18 protein-coding genes are annotated in these 15275 nt (G+C 61.8%); 12 read left to right on the top strand and 6 right to left on the bottom strand.

Translation table 11 applies throughout. The features are described from left to right. Nucleotides 1-10 precede the first annotated feature (10 nt). Nucleotides 11-358 carry an ArsC family reductase gene (locus tag YH63_RS17035; RefSeq protein WP_046826576.1) on the top strand — a complete coding sequence of 116 codons (348 nt, stop codon included), beginning with the start codon at nt 11-13 and terminating at the stop codon, nt 356-358. A 30-nt stretch (nt 359-388) separates the two neighbouring features. On the opposite strand, the gene YH63_RS17040 is transcribed toward YH63_RS17035, so the two are convergent. Beyond that, on the bottom strand, nt 389-991 hold the full coding sequence (locus tag YH63_RS17040; protein ID WP_046826575.1) for a hypothetical protein: 603 nt from the start codon (nt 989-991) through the stop codon (nt 389-391). A 343-nt stretch (nt 992-1334) separates the two neighbouring features. On the opposite strand from YH63_RS17040, the gene YH63_RS17045 reads away from it, so the two are divergent. The 7 genes from YH63_RS17045 to YH63_RS17075 all read left to right on the top strand — a co-directional run bounded on the left by YH63_RS17045 (nt 1335) and on the right by YH63_RS17075 (nt 7802). Then, nucleotides 1335-2090, top strand: a complete 756-nt coding sequence (locus tag YH63_RS17045; RefSeq protein ID WP_046826574.1) for an ABC transporter ATP-binding protein — start codon at nt 1335-1337, stop codon at nt 2088-2090. Further along, complete coding sequence (locus tag YH63_RS17050; protein ID WP_046826573.1) at nt 2083-2799, top strand: ABC transporter ATP-binding protein; 717 nt, start codon at nt 2083-2085, stop codon at nt 2797-2799. Before YH63_RS17045 ends, YH63_RS17050 begins: the two co-directional genes overlap by 8 nt. Nucleotides 2800-2865: 66 nt before the next feature. Further along, a complete protein-coding gene (locus tag YH63_RS17055) occupies nt 2866-4086 on the top strand; it encodes an ABC transporter substrate-binding protein (RefSeq protein WP_046826572.1) in 1221 nt (406 codons plus the stop codon). 79 nt (nt 4087-4165) lie between these two features. Continuing rightward, complete coding sequence (locus tag YH63_RS17060) at nt 4166-5029, top strand: branched-chain amino acid ABC transporter permease (protein WP_046829442.1); 864 nt, start codon at nt 4166-4168, stop codon at nt 5027-5029. Between the two features lies 1 nt (nt 5030). Further along, on the top strand, nt 5031-5996 hold the full coding sequence (locus tag YH63_RS17065; protein ID WP_046826571.1) for a branched-chain amino acid ABC transporter permease: 966 nt from the start codon (nt 5031-5033) through the stop codon (nt 5994-5996). 135 nt (nt 5997-6131) lie between these two features. Beyond that, complete coding sequence (locus tag YH63_RS17070; protein ID WP_046826570.1) at nt 6132-6776, top strand: DUF47 domain-containing protein; 645 nt, start codon at nt 6132-6134, stop codon at nt 6774-6776. A gap of 15 nt (nt 6777-6791) precedes the next feature. Beyond that, nucleotides 6792-7802 carry an inorganic phosphate transporter gene (locus tag YH63_RS17075; protein WP_046826569.1) on the top strand — a complete coding sequence of 337 codons (1011 nt, stop codon included), beginning with the start codon at nt 6792-6794 and terminating at the stop codon, nt 7800-7802. Nucleotides 7803-7809: 7 nt separating this feature from the next. Here the strand turns inward: YH63_RS17075 and sugE are convergent, their stop codons facing one another. Beyond that, nucleotides 7810-8124 carry a quaternary ammonium compound efflux SMR transporter SugE gene (gene sugE, locus YH63_RS17080; protein ID WP_046826568.1) on the bottom strand — a complete coding sequence of 105 codons (315 nt, stop codon included), beginning with the start codon at nt 8122-8124 and terminating at the stop codon, nt 7810-7812. 157 nt (nt 8125-8281) lie between these two features. Between sugE and YH63_RS17085 the strand changes: the two genes are divergently transcribed. Beyond that, a complete protein-coding gene (locus tag YH63_RS17085; protein WP_046826567.1) occupies nt 8282-9901 on the top strand; it encodes a peptide chain release factor 3 in 1620 nt (539 codons plus the stop codon). A gap of 229 nt (nt 9902-10130) precedes the next feature. On the opposite strand, the gene YH63_RS17090 is transcribed toward YH63_RS17085, so the two are convergent. Then, a complete protein-coding gene (locus YH63_RS17090; RefSeq protein WP_046826566.1) occupies nt 10131-10595 on the bottom strand; it encodes an SRPBCC family protein in 465 nt (154 codons plus the stop codon). A gap of 200 nt (nt 10596-10795) precedes the next feature. Continuing rightward, nucleotides 10796-11770 (bottom strand): Bug family tripartite tricarboxylate transporter substrate binding protein, encoded by a 975-nt coding sequence (locus YH63_RS17095; protein WP_046826565.1) that lies wholly within the window; start codon nt 11768-11770, stop codon nt 10796-10798. A gap of 176 nt (nt 11771-11946) precedes the next feature. On the opposite strand from YH63_RS17095, the gene YH63_RS17100 reads away from it, so the two are divergent. Both YH63_RS17100 and panB read left to right on the top strand, forming a co-directional pair. Continuing rightward, nucleotides 11947-12531, top strand: a complete 585-nt coding sequence (locus YH63_RS17100) for an NnrU family protein (RefSeq protein ID WP_046826564.1) — start codon at nt 11947-11949, stop codon at nt 12529-12531. Nucleotides 12532-12534: 3 nt separating this feature from the next. Continuing rightward, nucleotides 12535-13383 carry a 3-methyl-2-oxobutanoate hydroxymethyltransferase gene (gene panB / locus YH63_RS17105; RefSeq protein ID WP_046826563.1) on the top strand — a complete coding sequence of 283 codons (849 nt, stop codon included), beginning with the start codon at nt 12535-12537 and terminating at the stop codon, nt 13381-13383. Nucleotides 13384-13511: 128 nt separating this feature from the next. On the opposite strand, the gene YH63_RS17110 is transcribed toward panB, so the two are convergent. Then, nucleotides 13512-14264, bottom strand: coding sequence for an outer membrane protein (locus tag YH63_RS17110; RefSeq protein ID WP_046826562.1), 753 nt, complete (start codon nt 14262-14264; stop codon nt 13512-13514). 436 nt (nt 14265-14700) lie between these two features. Here YH63_RS17110 and YH63_RS17115 point away from each other — a divergent pair, with 436 nt between their 5' ends. Further along, on the top strand, nt 14701-15048 hold the full coding sequence (locus tag YH63_RS17115) for a helix-turn-helix transcriptional regulator (RefSeq protein WP_083992691.1): 348 nt from the start codon (nt 14701-14703) through the stop codon (nt 15046-15048). Here the strand turns inward: YH63_RS17115 and YH63_RS17120 are convergent. Continuing rightward, nucleotides 15032-15238, bottom strand: a complete 207-nt coding sequence (locus YH63_RS17120; protein WP_046826560.1) for a hypothetical protein — start codon at nt 15236-15238, stop codon at nt 15032-15034. The genes YH63_RS17115 and YH63_RS17120 overlap by 17 nt on opposite strands. Nucleotides 15239-15275 lie beyond the last annotated feature (37 nt).

Raw genomic sequence — 15275 nt, forward strand, 5'->3', positions numbered from 1 at the left:
GGAGATAAAGTTGGCTGCGACGATTTACGGAATCAAGAACTGCGACACGATGAAGAAAGCCCGCGCCTGGCTGGACAAGCACGGCATCGACTACAACTTTCATGATTACAAGGCCGAGGGCATCGACAAGGATCGCCTCGCGCGCTGGAGCAACGTGGCCGGTTGGGAGGTTTTGCTGAACCGGGCCGGCACCACGTTCCGGAAATTGCCGGACGCCGACAAAGCCAATCTGACCGAGAAAAAGGCGATGGCGCTGATGCTCGCGCAGCCTTCGATGATCAAGCGTCCGGTTCTGGAAATCGGCGGCAAGCTGCTGGTCGGCTTCAAGCCCGAGAGCTACGCGGCCGCGATCAAATAGCGTTGGGAAACAGAGTCCGGTGCGAACCGGCTAGACGAACTCGATGGTGTCGCCGGGCGCGATGCGGCCGGGCAGCTTGTGAAACAGATCGCGTTCGATCACGGAGCGCAGAACGTATTCCGGCAGAACGTCGTTGCCGCGCATCAGGTTTCTGATTTCGAAACCGCCCTCGTCGCTGATCGTTTTCAATGAGGCGAGGATGCGGTTGACGCCGGCGCCGTCGGAAAACGGCATCAACAATCGCTCGTAGTCGACCTTGCGCCCATACAGGTCGCTGACCTTGGAGATGGTGTAGACCGGCAGCCGCCGCCGTACGCACTCATAGTAGATGGGCATGACGATCGGCTCGAGTTTGGCGCCGAGATACTCGTCGAGGTAGCGGCCCTTGCCGGTGGTGCCATAGGCGCTCGACATCCGGGTGCCGTCACTATCGATGGTGAACCGTGGAAGCTCTCCGGCGCCATGCACGGTGTAGTAGACGAGGTCGTCCGCTTCATCGGCGATGCGCTCTGGCAGATAGTCTTCAAATTTGGGCAGTCGGTCGTGCCGGGCATATAAACGCAGCCAGCAGTTCAAGAGCTCGCGCTGCTTGATCGATTTCACAATGGCCGGACTAGCGCTTTCGAATTCCATGACGACGTCCCGAAGCGGTGTTGGGAAATGTCCTTGCCAGCAATCATCGGGCTTTGGTCGAAATTTTTCATGAAAAGGGAACTCTGCCGAATATTAGGCTTAACAAGCCGTTTCACGACTTCTGCCAGCCATAGCCGCTAGAGCCCTAGGCATCGGTGGACATTATGAATTTTGCGCGCTACGCATAAACGATGGGCAGCAATGCAGCTTGCGCATCACTCAAAATTCGATACATATTCCGGCCGGTCGCCGGGGTCGAAGGCTTCGGAAGGGCGCAAGGGGCGGCGCCAAATAACGGTCACACGCGAATGGCTTGCGTGAAGGCTGACAGGGGGAAATTTGCTTGTCTGATGAGTTCATTCTTGAAACCTCCGGGTTGACCAAGGAGTTCGCGGGCTTTGTGGCCGTGAGCGACGTCAATCTGAAGGTGCGCCGCGGCAGCATTCATGCGCTGATCGGCCCGAACGGGGCCGGCAAGACGACGTGTTTCAACCTGCTGACCAAATTCCTGAAGCCGACCCGCGGACAGATCCTCTACAAAGGGCAGGACATCACCGCGATGGCGCCCGCCGACGTGGCGCGGCTCGGGCTGGTGCGGTCGTTCCAGATTTCGGCAGTGTTTCCGCATCTCACGGCGCTGGAGAACGTGCGGGTGGCGCTGCAGCGCCAGCACGGCAGTTCATTCGATTTCTGGCGGTCGAAGTCGGTTCTCGATCGTTTCAACGGACGCGCGGAGGAACTGCTCGAAGACGTCGGCCTGAGCGATTTCGCCAAAACGCCTGCGGTGGAAATGCCGTACGGCCGCAAGCGCGCTCTGGAGATCGCCACCACGCTGGCGCTCGATCCGGAGATGATGCTGCTCGACGAGCCGATGGCCGGCATGGGCCACGAGGACATCGACAAGGTCGCCGCGCTGATCAAGCGCATTTCGCAGAAGTACACGATCCTGATGGTCGAGCATAATCTCAACGTCGTCGCCCACCTGTCCGACACCATTACCGTGCTCACGCGCGGCAAGGTGCTTGCGGAAGGCAACTACGCGACGCTCACGAAGGATCCGCGGGTGAAAGAAGCCTATCTGGGAGCAGGCCATGAGTAATGTTGCTGGCTCGCCGGTCCTCTCGGTCAAGAATCTCGAAGCCTGGTACGGCGAGTCTCACATCCTGCACGGGATGAACTTCGAGGTTCGTCCGGGCGAGGTGGTGACGCTGCTCGGGCGCAACGGCGCCGGCAAGACCTCGACGCTCAAATCGGTCATGGGCATCATCGGCAAGCGCACCGGGTCGGTGTCGTTCGAAGGCAAGGATCTGATCCGGCTGCCGGCCGAGAAGATCGCACGCCTCGGCGTCGCGTTCTGCCCGGAGGAGCGCGGTATTTTCGCCAGCCTCGACGTCAAGGAAAACCTGCTGCTGCCGCCGATCATCCGCAGCGGCGGCATGACGCTCGACCAGATCTTCGAGCTGTTTCCCAATCTCAAGGAGCGCCTCGGCAGCCAGGGCACCAAACTGTCCGGCGGCGAGCAGCAGATGCTGGCGATCGCCCGCATCCTGCGCACCGGCGCGCGGTTCCTGATGCTGGACGAGCCGACCGAAGGTCTGGCGCCGGTCATCATCCAGCAGATCGGCAAGATGATCGCGCGGCTGAAGGCCGAAGGCTTCACCATCCTGCTGGTCGAGCAGAACTTCCGCTTCGCCTCGACCGTCGCCGACCGCTTCTACATCGTCGAGCACGGCAAGATCATCGACACATTCGCAAACTCAGAACTCCAGGCCAACATGGAGAAACTCCACACCTATCTCGGTGTGTAAGGACGCAATCTAGTTCGAGGGTAACGGCAAACGCCGCCGATAGAGCGGCATCCAGGAGGGAAGATAATGAAGAACATGATTTCGGCACTTATGCTGAGCACCGCGCTGATGATCGGTGCGGGGACCAGCGCTTTCGCGCAGGACAAAACCATCAAGATCGGAAACCTGACCGACATGTCCGGCCTCTACGCCGACGTGGGCGGACCGGGTTCGACCCTTGCTGCGCAGATGGCCGTCGAAGATTCCGGTCTCACCAAAAAGGGCTGGAAGATCGACGTGATCGCCGCCGACCATCAGAACAAGCCTGACGTCGGCACCACGACGACCAGGCAATGGCTCGATGTCGAGAAGGTTGACGTCGTCGTCGACGTGTTGAACTCGGGCGTCGCGCTCGCGGTCAAGAACGTCGTCACCGAAAAGAACGCCATCATGATCAACTCCGGCGCGGCGTCGTCGGATCTGACCAACTCGCAGTGCTCGCCGAACGTCGTGCACTGGGTCTACGACACCTACATGCTGGCCAACAGCACCGGCACCGCGCTGGTGAAGGCGGGCGGAGATAGCTGGTTCTTCCTCACGGCGGACTATGCCTTCGGCGCAGCGCTTGAGCGCGACACCACGACGGCCGTGACAAAGGCGGGCGGCAAGATCCTCGGCAGCGTCAAGCATCCGTTGAACTCGTCGGACTTCTCGTCGTTCCTGCTGCAGGCGCAGGCCTCGAAGGCGAAGATCGTCGGCCTGGCCAACGCAGGCGGCGACACCACGAACTCGATCAAGCAGGCGGCTGAATTCGGCATCGTCAAGGGCGGCCAGCGGTTGGCCGGCCTCCTGATGTTCATCAGCGACGTCAACTCGCTCGGTCTGAACGTTGCGCAGGGTCTGAACTTCACCGAGACGTTCTACTGGGATCTGAACGACGGCACCCGTGCGTTCTCCAAGCGCTTTTCGGAGCGTTCGAAGAACAAGGCGCCGCCGACCATGGTGCAGGCGGGCGTCTATTCCGGTCTCATGCATTACTTCAAGACGCTCGAAGCCATGGGCGGCAACTCGCACGACGGCGCCAAGATCGTCGCCAAGATGAAGGAAACGCCGACGGATGATCCGCTGTTCGGCAAGGGCTCGATCCAGCCGAACGGACGCAAGATCCATCCGGCTTATCTCTTCGAAGTGAAGAAGCCGTCCGAGTCGAAGGGACCGTGGGACTACTACAAGCTGGTCGGCACCACGCCTGCCGAGCAGGCCTTCCGGCCGCTGTCGGAAAGCGTTTGCCCATTGGTGAAGAAGTAACAAGCAATCGCCCGGCGGCTTGACGCCGCCGGGCATTCTCTCAATACCGCTCTCAATCGCGCGCGAAAGAATCGATACGATGCAAGCTCTGTACGCCCAGCTTCTTGTTGGATTGATCAACGGCTCGTTTTACGCGCTGCTGAGCCTTGGGCTGGCCGTGATCTTCGGGATGCTCAACATCATCAATTTTGCGCACGGCGCGCTCTATATGATGGGTGCTTTCGTTGCCTACTTCCTGCTGAATCTCGCAGGCCTGAATTACTGGTGGGCGCTGATTCTGGCGCCGGTGATCGTCGGCGGCTTCGGCATCCTGCTCGAGCGCACGATGCTGCAGTGGCTGACCGGTCTCGACCACCTCTATGGATTGTTGCTGACGTTCGGTCTGGCGCTGATCATTCAGGGCGTGTTCCAGAACTACTTCGGCTCGTCCGGATTGCCTTATGCCATTCCTGACATTCTCAAGGGCGGCGTCGATGTCGGCTTCATGTTCCTGCCGATCTATCGCGGCTGGGTTGTCATCTTCTCGCTCGTGATCTGTATCGCCACCTGGTACCTGATCGAGCGCACGCGGCTCGGCGCCAACCTGCGCGCCGCCACCGAGAATCCGACGCTGGTGCGCGCCTTCGGCATCAACGTGCCGCGCATGATCACGCTGACCTACGGTCTCGGCGTCGGTCTCGCCGCACTGGCCGGCGTGCTCTCGGCACCGATCAATCAGGTGCGGCCGCTGATGGGCGCGGATCTCATCATCGTGGTGTTCGCGGTGGTCGTGATCGGCGGCATGGGCTCGATCATGGGCTCGATTATCACCGGCTTCGCGCTCGGCGTGATCGAGGGCCTGACCAAGTATTTTTATCCCGAGGCGTCCAACACCGTGGTCTTCGTGCTGATGGTGCTGGTGCTCCTCGTAAAGCCGACTGGACTGACGGGGCGGGCGAACTGATATGACGACAATCACTGACAACGCCGTTCCCGTTAAGGGCCGCACCGCCGACGAGATGATCGCGTTCGTGGTCATGACCGTCCTGCTGGTCATCGTACCGCTGACCGGGATCTACCCCTATTTCGTGATGCAGGCGCTGTGCTTTGCGCTGTTCGCCTGCGCGTTCAACCTGCTGATCGGCTACAGCGGCCTGTTGTCGTTCGGGCACGCGATGTTCCTCGGCACCGCGGGCTACGTCACCGCGCATGCGCTGAAGGTCTGGGGCGTCTCGCCCGAGATCGGCATCATCCTGGGCGTCGCCGCGTCTGCCGCGCTCAGCGTCATCACCGGCCTGATCGCGATCCGCCGCCAGGGCATCTACTTTGCGATGATCACGCTGGCGCTGTCGCAGCTGCTGTTCTTCATCTACCTGCAGACGCCGTTCACCCACGGCGAAGACGGCATCCAGGGCATTCCGCAGGGCATGATGTTCGGGGTGTTCGACCTGTCGAAGCCGACCACGCTGTATTACGTCGTGCTGACGATCTTCCTGCTCGGGTTCCTGCTGATCTACCGCGCGATCAATTCGCCGTTCGGCGAGGTGCTCAAGTCGATCCGCGAGAACGAGCAGCGCGCCATCTCGCTCGGCTACAAGACCGACCAGTACAAGCTGCTGGCGTACATCCTGTCCGGCACGCTGGCGGGTCTGGCCGGCGCGGTGAAGGTGTTCGTGGCGCAGAACGCCTCATTGACCGACGTGCACTGGACCATGTCCGGCGAAGTCGTGCTGATGACGCTGGTCGGCGGCCTCGGCACCGTGTTCGGCCCGGTGGTCGGCGCCTTCGTCATCATCGCCATGCAGCAGTATCTGGCCGGCTTCGGGCAGTGGGTCACGGTGATTCAGGGCGCGATCTTCGTGATCTGCGTGCTGACCTTCCGCCGCGGCATCGTCGGCGAAATCGCCCATTTCTTCAAACGTTCGCTGTAACCGGCAGATTCTACGGCCTTTCTCGCCTCGATAAAACGGTGGATGACCGGCGCTTTTGCGCCGGCAGCCGACTGTTGGTTTGTGAAACGGTTTATGACAGAGATGTGACGCGTTCTGTCATGCCGGAGAAAGATCATGCTTGGGTTGTTTCGTAAGCTGCTGCCTCGGGAGGAGCGGTTTTTCGACCTGTTCGCCCGGCATTCCCAGTCCGTGGTGCAGGGCGCCGAGGCGCTGGAGGGGATGCTGCGCGGCGGCGAGGAGACCCCGGTTTACTGCCAGCGCGTCAACCAGTTCGAAAACGACGCCGATCAGGTCACGCGGGAAGTCCTGACCGCCGTTCGCCGGACCTTCATCACGCCGTTCGATCGCGGCGATATCAAGAACCTGATCACCGCGATGGACGATGCCATCGACCAGATGCAGCAGACCGCCAAGGCGGTGATGCTGTTCGAGGTGCGGACCTTCGAGCCGCCGATGCGCGAGATCGGCTCTATCCTCGTTCAGTGCGCCAACCTCGTCGGCCGCGCGCTTCCGCTGATGCAGTCGATGGGCCCGAACGTCACGACGCTGACGGCGCTCACCGAGGAAATCACGCGGCTGGAAGGCCGCGTCGATGACCTGAACGACATCGGCCTGAAGGAACTGTTCCTCAAGCACCGCGACGGCAGCGCGATGGACTTCGTCGTCGGCGCAGAAATCTACAAGCATCTCGAGAAAGTCGCCGATCGCTTCGACGACGTCGCGAACGAGATCAACAGTATCGTGATCGAGCAAGTTTAAGGTCAGGACCACACAGTGGATGCTTCGCTCGCTTTTCCCATCCTGGTCGGACTGATCGGTGTCGCGCTGCTGTTCGATTTTCTCAACGGACTGCACGACGCCGCCAATTCTATCGCCACCATCGTTTCGACCCGCGTGCTGCGGCCGCAATATGCCGTCGCCTGGGCAGCGTTCTTCAATTTCATCGCTTTCTTGTTTTTTGGCCTGCATGTCGCGCAGACCATCGGCACCGGCATCATCCACCCCGGCGTGATTGACGCCCAGGTGATCTTCGCGGCCTTGATCGGGGCGATCGTCTGGAACCTGGTGACGTGGGCGCTCGGAATGCCGTCGAGCAGCTCACATGCGCTGATCGGCGGATTGCTCGGCGCAGGTATCGCCAAGGCCGGATTCTCCGTCATGGTCTGGAGCGGCCTGTCGAAAACACTGCTCGCGATTGTGCTCTCGCCGTTCGTCGGATTTCTGCTCGCGCTGCTTCTGACGGCGATCGTGTCATGGGCCGCGGTGCGGTCGACGCCGTTCGCGGTCGATCGTGCTTTCCGGATTCTGCAGTTTGTCTCGGCTTCGTTGTATTCGCTCGGTCACGGCGCCAACGACGCGCAGAAGACCATGGGCATCATCGCGGTGCTGCTCTACTCGCAGGGCTATCTCGGGGGAGAGTTCAGCGTTCCGTTCTGGGTGGTGATTTCTTGCCAGGCCGCGATGGCGCTGGGAACGCTGATGGGCGGCTGGCGCATCGTGCGCACCATGGGACTGCGGATCACCAAGCTCAATCCGATGCAAGGATTCTGCGCCGAGACGGGCGGGGCGGCGACGCTGTTCGCGGCGACGTTCCTCGGCATTCCGGTCTCGACGACGCATACCATCACCGGCGCGATTGTCGGTGTCGGCGCCGCACGGCGGCTATCTGCCGTGCGCTGGAACGTGGCAAGCTCCATCGTAACGGCGTGGATCTTCACGATTCCGGCGGCGGCGCTGGTTTCAGCCGCGACCTACTATGCCGTGACGCTGGCGGGCTGGCGCTGATCTTTTCTTACGCGACTATCTTCAGTCCGATGATTCCCGCGACGATCAGCCCGATGCAGACGAGCCGGACGACGGTTGCCGGGTCGCCCAGCAGCCAGATGCCGAGGATGGCGGTTCCGACCGTGCCGATACCGGTCCAGACGGCGTAGGCGGTGCCGACCGGTAACGTCTTCAGCGACAGGCCGAGCAGGAGGACGCTGGCGATCATGCTGATGATGGTCAGTACCGAGGGCATCAGCTTTGTGAATCCGTCGGTATATTTGAGCCCGATAGCCCAGCCGATTTCCAGCAAGCCCGCAACAAACAGCATTGTCCATGCCATGGCCTAGATATCTCCACAACAGGGCCGTCCCTGCGGAAATGTGAGTGAATCGAGGTCGTCCTCGCTGCTCAATATGACCCAGCGAAAAAGAAGATGCAAGTGCATGAAGTTCAAATACCCTTGATCCTGCCGCGTTTCTTTGCGACACGCTCGCATCATGTCCGACACCGCCATTGCCGCCGAGTCTGCCTCGCTGACGCCGCTTGCCGAAGAAGTGGCGCGCCGGCGCACATTCGCGATCATTTCGCATCCTGACGCCGGCAAGACCACGCTGACGGAAAAGCTGCTGCTGTTCGGCGGCGCGATCAATCTCGCGGGTCAGGTCAAGGCCAAGGGCGAGCGGCGAAACACGCGCTCCGACTGGATGAAGATCGAGCGCGAGCGCGGCATCTCCGTCGTTACCTCGGTGATGACGTTCGAATTCCAGAACCTCGTGTTCAACCTGCTCGATACGCCGGGCCACGAGGACTTCTCGGAAGACACCTATCGCACGCTGACCGCGGTCGACTCCGCGGTGATGGTGATCGACGCGGCCAAGGGCATCGAGGCGCGCACGCTGAAGCTGATCGAGGTGTGCCGTCTGCGCGACATCCCGATCGTTACCTTCGTCAACAAGATGGACCGCGAGAGCCGCGACGTGTTCGATCTGCTCGACGAGATCGAGAAGACGCTGGCGCTCGACACCACGCCGATCAACTGGCCGGTCGGCCGCGGCCGCGATTTCATGGGCACCTATGACATCGAAACCGGTGGCATCCGCCTGCTGGAGGGCGGCGGCGCCAAGACCGGCGCAGCGGAGAAAATCGAGATTTCTGATTTGGCCGGCCGCAACGCCAATCTCGATACCAGCGAGATCGCCCACGAACTCGAACTGGTGAAGGAAGCCTCGAAGCCGTTCGACCTGCAGTCGTTCCGCGAGGGCCACATGACGCCGGTCTACTTCGGCAGCGCGCTGCGCAATTTCGGCGTCGGAGATCTCCTGGAAGGTCTCGGCCGTTTCGCGCCGTCGCCGCGCGCGCAGGACGCCGACAAGCGCAAGGTCGAGGCCGACGATCCGAAGATGAGCGCGTTTGTGTTCAAGATCCAGGCGAACATGGACCCGAACCACCGCGACCGCATCGCGTTCGCGCGGCTGTGCTCGGGCAAGCTGACGCGCGGCATGAAGGCCAAGCTGGTGCGCACCGGCAAGAACATGAGCCTGTCGTCGCCGCAGTTCTTCTTCGCGCAGGACCGCGCCATTGCCGACGAAGCCTATGCGGGCGACGTGGTCGGTATTCCCAATCACGGCACGCTGCGGATCGGCGATACGCTGACCGAGGGCGAGGACATCACGTTCGTCGGCGTTCCGTCGTTTGCGCCGGAAATCCTGCGCCGGGTGCGCCTGACAGACGCGATGAAGGCCAAGAAGCTGAAGGAAGCCTTGCAGCAGATGTCGGAAGAGGGCGTCGTGCAGGTGTTCCGTCCGCGCGACGGCGCGCCTGCGCTGGTCGGCGTGGTCGGTTCGCTGCAGCTTGATGTGCTGAAGGCGCGGCTTGATGCGGAGTATTCGCTGCCGGTGGATTTCGAGATCAGCGAATTCCAGCTCGCGCGCTGGATCTCGTCCGACGACCGCAAGAAGCTCGATGCGTTCGTGTCGGCGAACAATTCCGGCGTCGCCGACGACGTCGATGGCGATCCGGTGTTCCTGGCCAAGAACGAGTTCTATCTCGGCTACACGCGCGAGCGCGCCGAGGGCATCGTGTTCTCGTCCATCAAGGATGTGAAGAAGAAGGCGTGAGCGTTTGTGCCTCCACGGAGGGAGACGTCAGGCATCGCGCGTAATCTCTCCGCGTCGTCCCCGCGAAGGCGGGGACCCATACTCCCTGAGTTCTCGATTTAGTGGTGATGCTGGAGCGATCTTCTCGCCGTCACCACGACGTTCGACGGTTATGGGTCCCCGCCTTCGCGGGGACGACGATTGAGTGTGATGCGACAGCGTGCGTCACTTCGACTTTCCGATTCAATTTTCAAACAGCCTTGCCCGCCCGCTTCTCCACATTCGTCTTGATATTCCCTAAGCCCACCGCGGCTTCCGCATCCATCGCCGCGATCTGCTCGTCGGTCGGCGGTTTCTTGCGCGCGGGATTGCGCAGGGTGCGGGTGAACTTCGTGCCGCCTTCGACATCCTCACAGGTGTACTGAACGACGATCGGCCCGATGAAATCGGTTTCGGCCTGCACGATCCACAGCTTCGGGCTGACGCAACTGCGCACGATCCAGTTCAGCGACACTTCACCCGAGCGGATGTGCCATTTCTCGTGAAACAGCTCGCCGGTGTCGAGCGGGCGGTTTTCGCTGTCGATGTGATGCGACGCCGCCAGCCACTCCGGCCACGATTGCGGGTTGGTCACGTAGTCGAACACCGCCTTCGGCGGCGCGTTGATGATGATGTCGTGGCTGCGCTCGAAGGCGACGGTGGCAGGGGCGTTCATGCGTTCCTCATTGTTTTCGTTGTCGGTAACTAACACTCGGTGTCGTCCCCGCGCAGGCGGGGACCCATACTCCCTGGATCATCGGTTCGGCAGAGATGCTGGAGCGATCTTCTTGCCATCGTCGCGTCGTTTAGTGGTTATGGGTCCCCGCCTTCGCGGGGACGACGAGTTGAGGGAAATTTGCGCGGAGCAGATAACTCCTAATTGATCCGAATATCCCCGCGCTTGATGACATCGGACCACAGCTTGATCTCGGCGTCCATCCGCGCGCGCAAAGCACCCGGCGTCGAGGGCGTCGGCTCGATCTGCTGCGTCTCGAGCCGCTCGCGCACGCTCGGCTTGGTGAGGATGTCGTTCACCTCGTCGTTGATCTGTTTGATCATCGCGGGCGGCGTGCCGGCGGGAGCAATCAGCGCGTTCCATGCGTCGGATTCGACGTCGATGCCTGACTCCTTCAGCGTCGGCACGTCGGGAAGGAAGCGCGAGCGCTGCGCGGTCGCGACCGCGAGGATCTTCACTTTCCCGCCTGCGAGCTGCGGCGTCACCGCGATGGCGGGCAGGCACGCGGCCTGCACATCGGCGCGGATCACGGCGGTGATCGCCTGCGGCGAACCGCCATAGGGGATATGCACCATCGCGGCGCCCGCGCGTTGCGCGATGGCTTCCATGGTCAGGTGCGACAGCGAGCCCGCGCCGATCGAGCCGAAGGCGAATTTTGCCGGATCGCGCTTCACGGCAGCGACGAACTCCGCGACCGAATTGAGGTTCAGGCTCGCGGGCACCACCAGCACGCTCGGTAGCGACGTGAGCATCGTGATCGGCGCGATGTCCTTCGCGGGATCGTAGGGCAGCTTGGAGAACAGCAGCGTGTTGATGGCAAGCGGCCCGCCGAGGCTGATGCCGAGCGTTGCGCCGTCGGGCGCGGCCTTGGCGACGGCGTCGGTGCCGATGTTGCCGCCGGCCCCCGGCTTGTTCTCGACGATGAAACTCGCGCCCGGATGGCGCGCCTGCAGGTCGTCGGCGACGATCCGCCCGACCAGATCCGGCGTCGACCCCGGCGCATAGGGCACGATGATTTTCACGATTTTCGGCGGCCACGCCGGCTCCGCGGCACGGGCGTTCGAGGCGGGCGCGGCGAGAGCCAGCGCGAGTGCGGCGATTGCAAGGGATTTCATAAGGCCAGGGAAGATTTGGAGCAGGGTTGCGATGCGGAAGCGGCATTGCGCGCCGCACCCTAAAAGTGATACCGGGGCACAGCGCCGCCGGACTTTAACAGGGTCCCGCGCGCAGTGGAAACTCCCGGAAGGCGGTGCCGAAAACCGCTGCGGGCAGGTCGGGACGGAGGCGGCACATGGGCTTGTTGATCCTCATCGCCGGATTGGCGCTGTTTCTCGGCGTCCATACGCTGACCACGTTGCGCGGTCCGCGCGCGGCGGCCATCGCGCGTCTCGGCGAGGGCGGTTACAAGATTCTCTATACGGTGGTGTCGTTCGCGGGCCTCGCGCTGATCGTGTGGGGCTTTAGCCGCTATCGCGCGACGGAGTGGATCAACGTCTGGTATCCGCCGGTCGCCATGCGGCACCTCGCGCTGGCGCTGATGCTGCCTGCGGTGATCCTGGTGGTGGCGTCCTATATCCGCGGCAACATCTATCTGAAACTGAAGCATCCGATGCTGGCCGGCGTGAAACTGTGGGCGGTGCTGCATCTGATGTCCAATGGCGATCTCGGATCGATCATCCTGTTCGGATCCGTGCTCGCGTGGGCCGTGTACGACCGCATTTCGCTCAAGCGCCGCGAAGATCCCGGCGCACCGCCCATTCCGGTCGGCGGTGTCGGCAACGATCTGATCGCGGTCGCGGTCGGCGTCGTGGTCTATGCCGCGCTGGCCTTCGCATTCCATCCTCTCGTGATCGGCGTCCCTGTGATTGGAGCTTAAGACATGTCCGTGCAAACAGCGGTGAAGCGCAAGACCGCGCCCGATATCCTCAAGCGCAAGGGCGGCGATCCGATCGTGATGCTGACGTCGTACCATGCGCATACCGCGGCGCTGGTCGACCGGTATTGCGACGTCATTCTGGTCGGCGACTCGCTCGGCAACGTGATGCACGGCTTCGAGACGACGGTGCCGGTCACGCTCGACATGATGATCCTGCAAGGCCGCGCGGTGATGCGCGGCTCGAAGGAAGCACTCGTCGTGGTGGATATGCCGTTCGGATCGTACGAGGCCTCGAAGGAACAGGCGTTTCATTCCGCCGTGCGCGTGCTGAAGGAAACCCATTGCGGCGCCGTGAAGATGGAAGGCGGCGTGCGCATGGCGGAGACCATCGAGTTTCTCACCACGCGGGGCATTCCGGTGATGGGGCATATCGGCCTCACGCCGCAGTCGATCAACACGCTCGGCAGCTTCAAGTCGCAGGGCAAGGACGAAGCCATCAAGATCGCGGCGGGCGAGAACGGCAGCGGTCCGTTTCAGCAGGATGCCATCGCGGTGGCGCAGGCCGGTGCCTTCTCGATGGTGGTGGAAGCCGTGGCGGAGCCGCTGGCGCGACGCATCACCGAGATCGTGCAGGTCCCGACCATCGGCATCGGCGCAAGCAATGCGTGCGACGGTCAGGTGCTGGTGCTGGAGGACATGCTCGGCCTGTCGCCTTGGGTGCCGAAGTTCGTCAAGCGCTACGGCAATCTCGGACCCGGCATCGAGGCGGCCATTCAGGACTACGCCCGCGAGGTCCGCTCGCGCGCATTCCCGGGGCCGGAGCACGTCTACGGCATCAAGCCGAAGGGTTGAGACGCATTGAACGGGTGTTTCCACAAAAAAGCCCGGCGCAGCGCGCCGGGCTTGAGTTTGTGAAACTGGAGAAACGATAGAAACGATCAAGACACACGGCGCGACCGTGAGGCCGCGCCGTTGAGGGTTTAGAACTTGTAGTTCACGCCGGCGCGAACGACGTGAAACTGGTTGTCCCAACGTGCGTTGTTCGCCCCGCCAGCGACGATCGGCGAAAGGTTGATGATCGTCTCGTCGCCGAAATCGTAATAGAGATATTCGGCGCGTACCGTCCAATTGTTCGAGACCGCGTATTCCACACCGCCGCCGGCGACCCAGCCGGATTGTGTACGGCTGACATCGAGCGGGTTGAACGCACCGCCAACGACCAAATGGTTACGATAGTTGATGTCTGCCCACGCGCCGCCGCCGGTGCCATAGATCATCCAACGATCCCAAGTGAAACCGAGCCTGCCGCGGATACTCGCCATCCAGTCTACGCTGCGGTCCTGCAAATGAAACAGACCAGGAAACGGGGCGCCGCCGACGGTGACGGCAGCACTGTTCGTCGTGCGAATTCCCGTTCCGGAGATATCGCCCTCGATGCCGAGCACCCAACTTGGTGCGAATTGCCAATTGTAACCGATCTGCCCGCCACCGACGACACCGTTGCTGTCGCTCCCCAATGTTGCCACGTCGAGGCCGGGGAAGCCTGTCTGCGTGATGACGACGGATGAGTCGCTCCAACCATAGCCGACATGGATGCCTGCGTAGAAGCCGGTCCAGGTCCAGATCGGAGCAACAACTGGTGGTGGGGCCTTGTACCGCGGAGCCATGTCCGCGGCTGATGCGCTGCTGATTGCGAAGGCCAGGAAGGCCGCTGTCGTAAGTAATTTCCGCATGATGCACTCCCCATTAAAAAAATGTCTGAGTTTGGCAGTCGAGCCGGAAATGCCCTTAAGAAAATACCATCACAAAAATCCGGCGCTGGCTGTCACCGGGAAGTCACGCTCGGATGGGTATTTAGCGGGAGGTACGTCAGTATTATTGGCCTAAAGCAGGCGAGGCAGGCCTTGATACAAGGCGGTTTTTCACTCGCTGCCGGGGACATGAGGGCATGAAAAATCGACGCTCGCGAACGCGAGTTTTTAAGCCGGAGACTTTCATCGCACGCTGCGTCTCGCGGACATTGTGTTGAACCGTGCGCAGCTCTGCCACACAACCTGCGCTGCGATTTGAACCCGTTGAAGCACTTGCGCGACCCATTGCTGGAGCGGCTTCGCTCTCAATGGGGATATTCGCATGGAAGGTTGTTTTGTCGTCACGGGCGGATCGCGCATGAGCGCGATCAAGGCGTTTATTCTGGCCGAGATCGACAATCCCGCGCTGTGTCTCGCAGACGTCGCGGTTCAGCAGGGTATTTCGTCGAGCTACGTCAGAAAACTGTTCGCTGCCGAGGGCGCGAAGTTCGCGACGTACGTTCTCGATACTCGCATCGAAAAAGTATTACAGATGCTGACCGATCCGGAGTCGCGCAGTCACTCGATCAGCGCCATCGCGCTGAAGTGCGGGTTCAACGATATCTCTTATTTCAACCGGGTCTTCCGCAAGCGCTACGGCTGCACGCCGTCCGACCTGCGCTATGGGCGGCGCGGACTCGACGTCGGGCTTACTGCGACCGGCTGAGCTGCTCTTCGGTCACGATCCGCTCGACGTTCTCGGTCTTGCTTCGGATGCGATAGCGCAGGCGTCCGTCCGCCTCGATCGGCATGCAGCCCACGACCGTGTAGACGTCCGACTGGATTTTCTCGGCGCGGCCCTGGGGACCCTGACCCTGATGATGAACGTCGTCGTTTATCGAAAAGCTGTGTGCCATGGAATCTCCTGATGCCGCGGGTTGTAGCAGCCAGCCG

This window comes from Afipia massiliensis (assembly GCF_001006325.2).
GTDB lineage: Bacteria > Pseudomonadota > Alphaproteobacteria > Rhizobiales > Xanthobacteraceae > Afipia > Afipia massiliensis_A.

Coding starts and splice junctions, on each gene's coding strand:
- YH63_RS17040 (WP_046826575.1), bottom strand. CDS start 991: ATGGAATTCGAAAGCGCTAGTCCGGCCATTGTGAAATCGATCAAGCAG.
- YH63_RS17050 (WP_046826573.1), top strand. CDS start 2,083: ATGAGTAATGTTGCTGGCTCGCCGGTCCTCTCGGTCAAGAATCTCGAA.
- YH63_RS17055 (WP_046826572.1), top strand. CDS start 2,866: ATGAAGAACATGATTTCGGCACTTATGCTGAGCACCGCGCTGATGATC.
- YH63_RS17060 (WP_046829442.1), top strand. CDS start 4,166: ATGCAAGCTCTGTACGCCCAGCTTCTTGTTGGATTGATCAACGGCTCG.
- YH63_RS17065 (WP_046826571.1), top strand. CDS start 5,031: ATGACGACAATCACTGACAACGCCGTTCCCGTTAAGGGCCGCACCGCC.
- YH63_RS17070 (WP_046826570.1), top strand. CDS start 6,132: ATGCTTGGGTTGTTTCGTAAGCTGCTGCCTCGGGAGGAGCGGTTTTTC.
- sugE (WP_046826568.1), bottom strand. CDS start 8,124: ATGGCATGGACAATGCTGTTTGTTGCGGGCTTGCTGGAAATCGGCTGG.
- YH63_RS17085 (WP_046826567.1), top strand. CDS start 8,282: ATGTCCGACACCGCCATTGCCGCCGAGTCTGCCTCGCTGACGCCGCTT.
- YH63_RS17090 (WP_046826566.1), bottom strand. CDS start 10,595: ATGAACGCCCCTGCCACCGTCGCCTTCGAGCGCAGCCACGACATCATC.
- YH63_RS17095 (WP_046826565.1), bottom strand. CDS start 11,770: ATGAAATCCCTTGCAATCGCCGCACTCGCGCTGGCTCTCGCCGCGCCC.
- YH63_RS17100 (WP_046826564.1), top strand. CDS start 11,947: ATGGGCTTGTTGATCCTCATCGCCGGATTGGCGCTGTTTCTCGGCGTC.
- panB (WP_046826563.1), top strand. CDS start 12,535: ATGTCCGTGCAAACAGCGGTGAAGCGCAAGACCGCGCCCGATATCCTC.
- YH63_RS17110 (WP_046826562.1), bottom strand. CDS start 14,264: ATGCGGAAATTACTTACGACAGCGGCCTTCCTGGCCTTCGCAATCAGC.
- YH63_RS17115 (WP_083992691.1), top strand. CDS start 14,701: ATGAGCGCGATCAAGGCGTTTATTCTGGCCGAGATCGACAATCCCGCG.
- YH63_RS17120 (WP_046826560.1), bottom strand. CDS start 15,238: ATGGCACACAGCTTTTCGATAAACGACGACGTTCATCATCAGGGTCAG.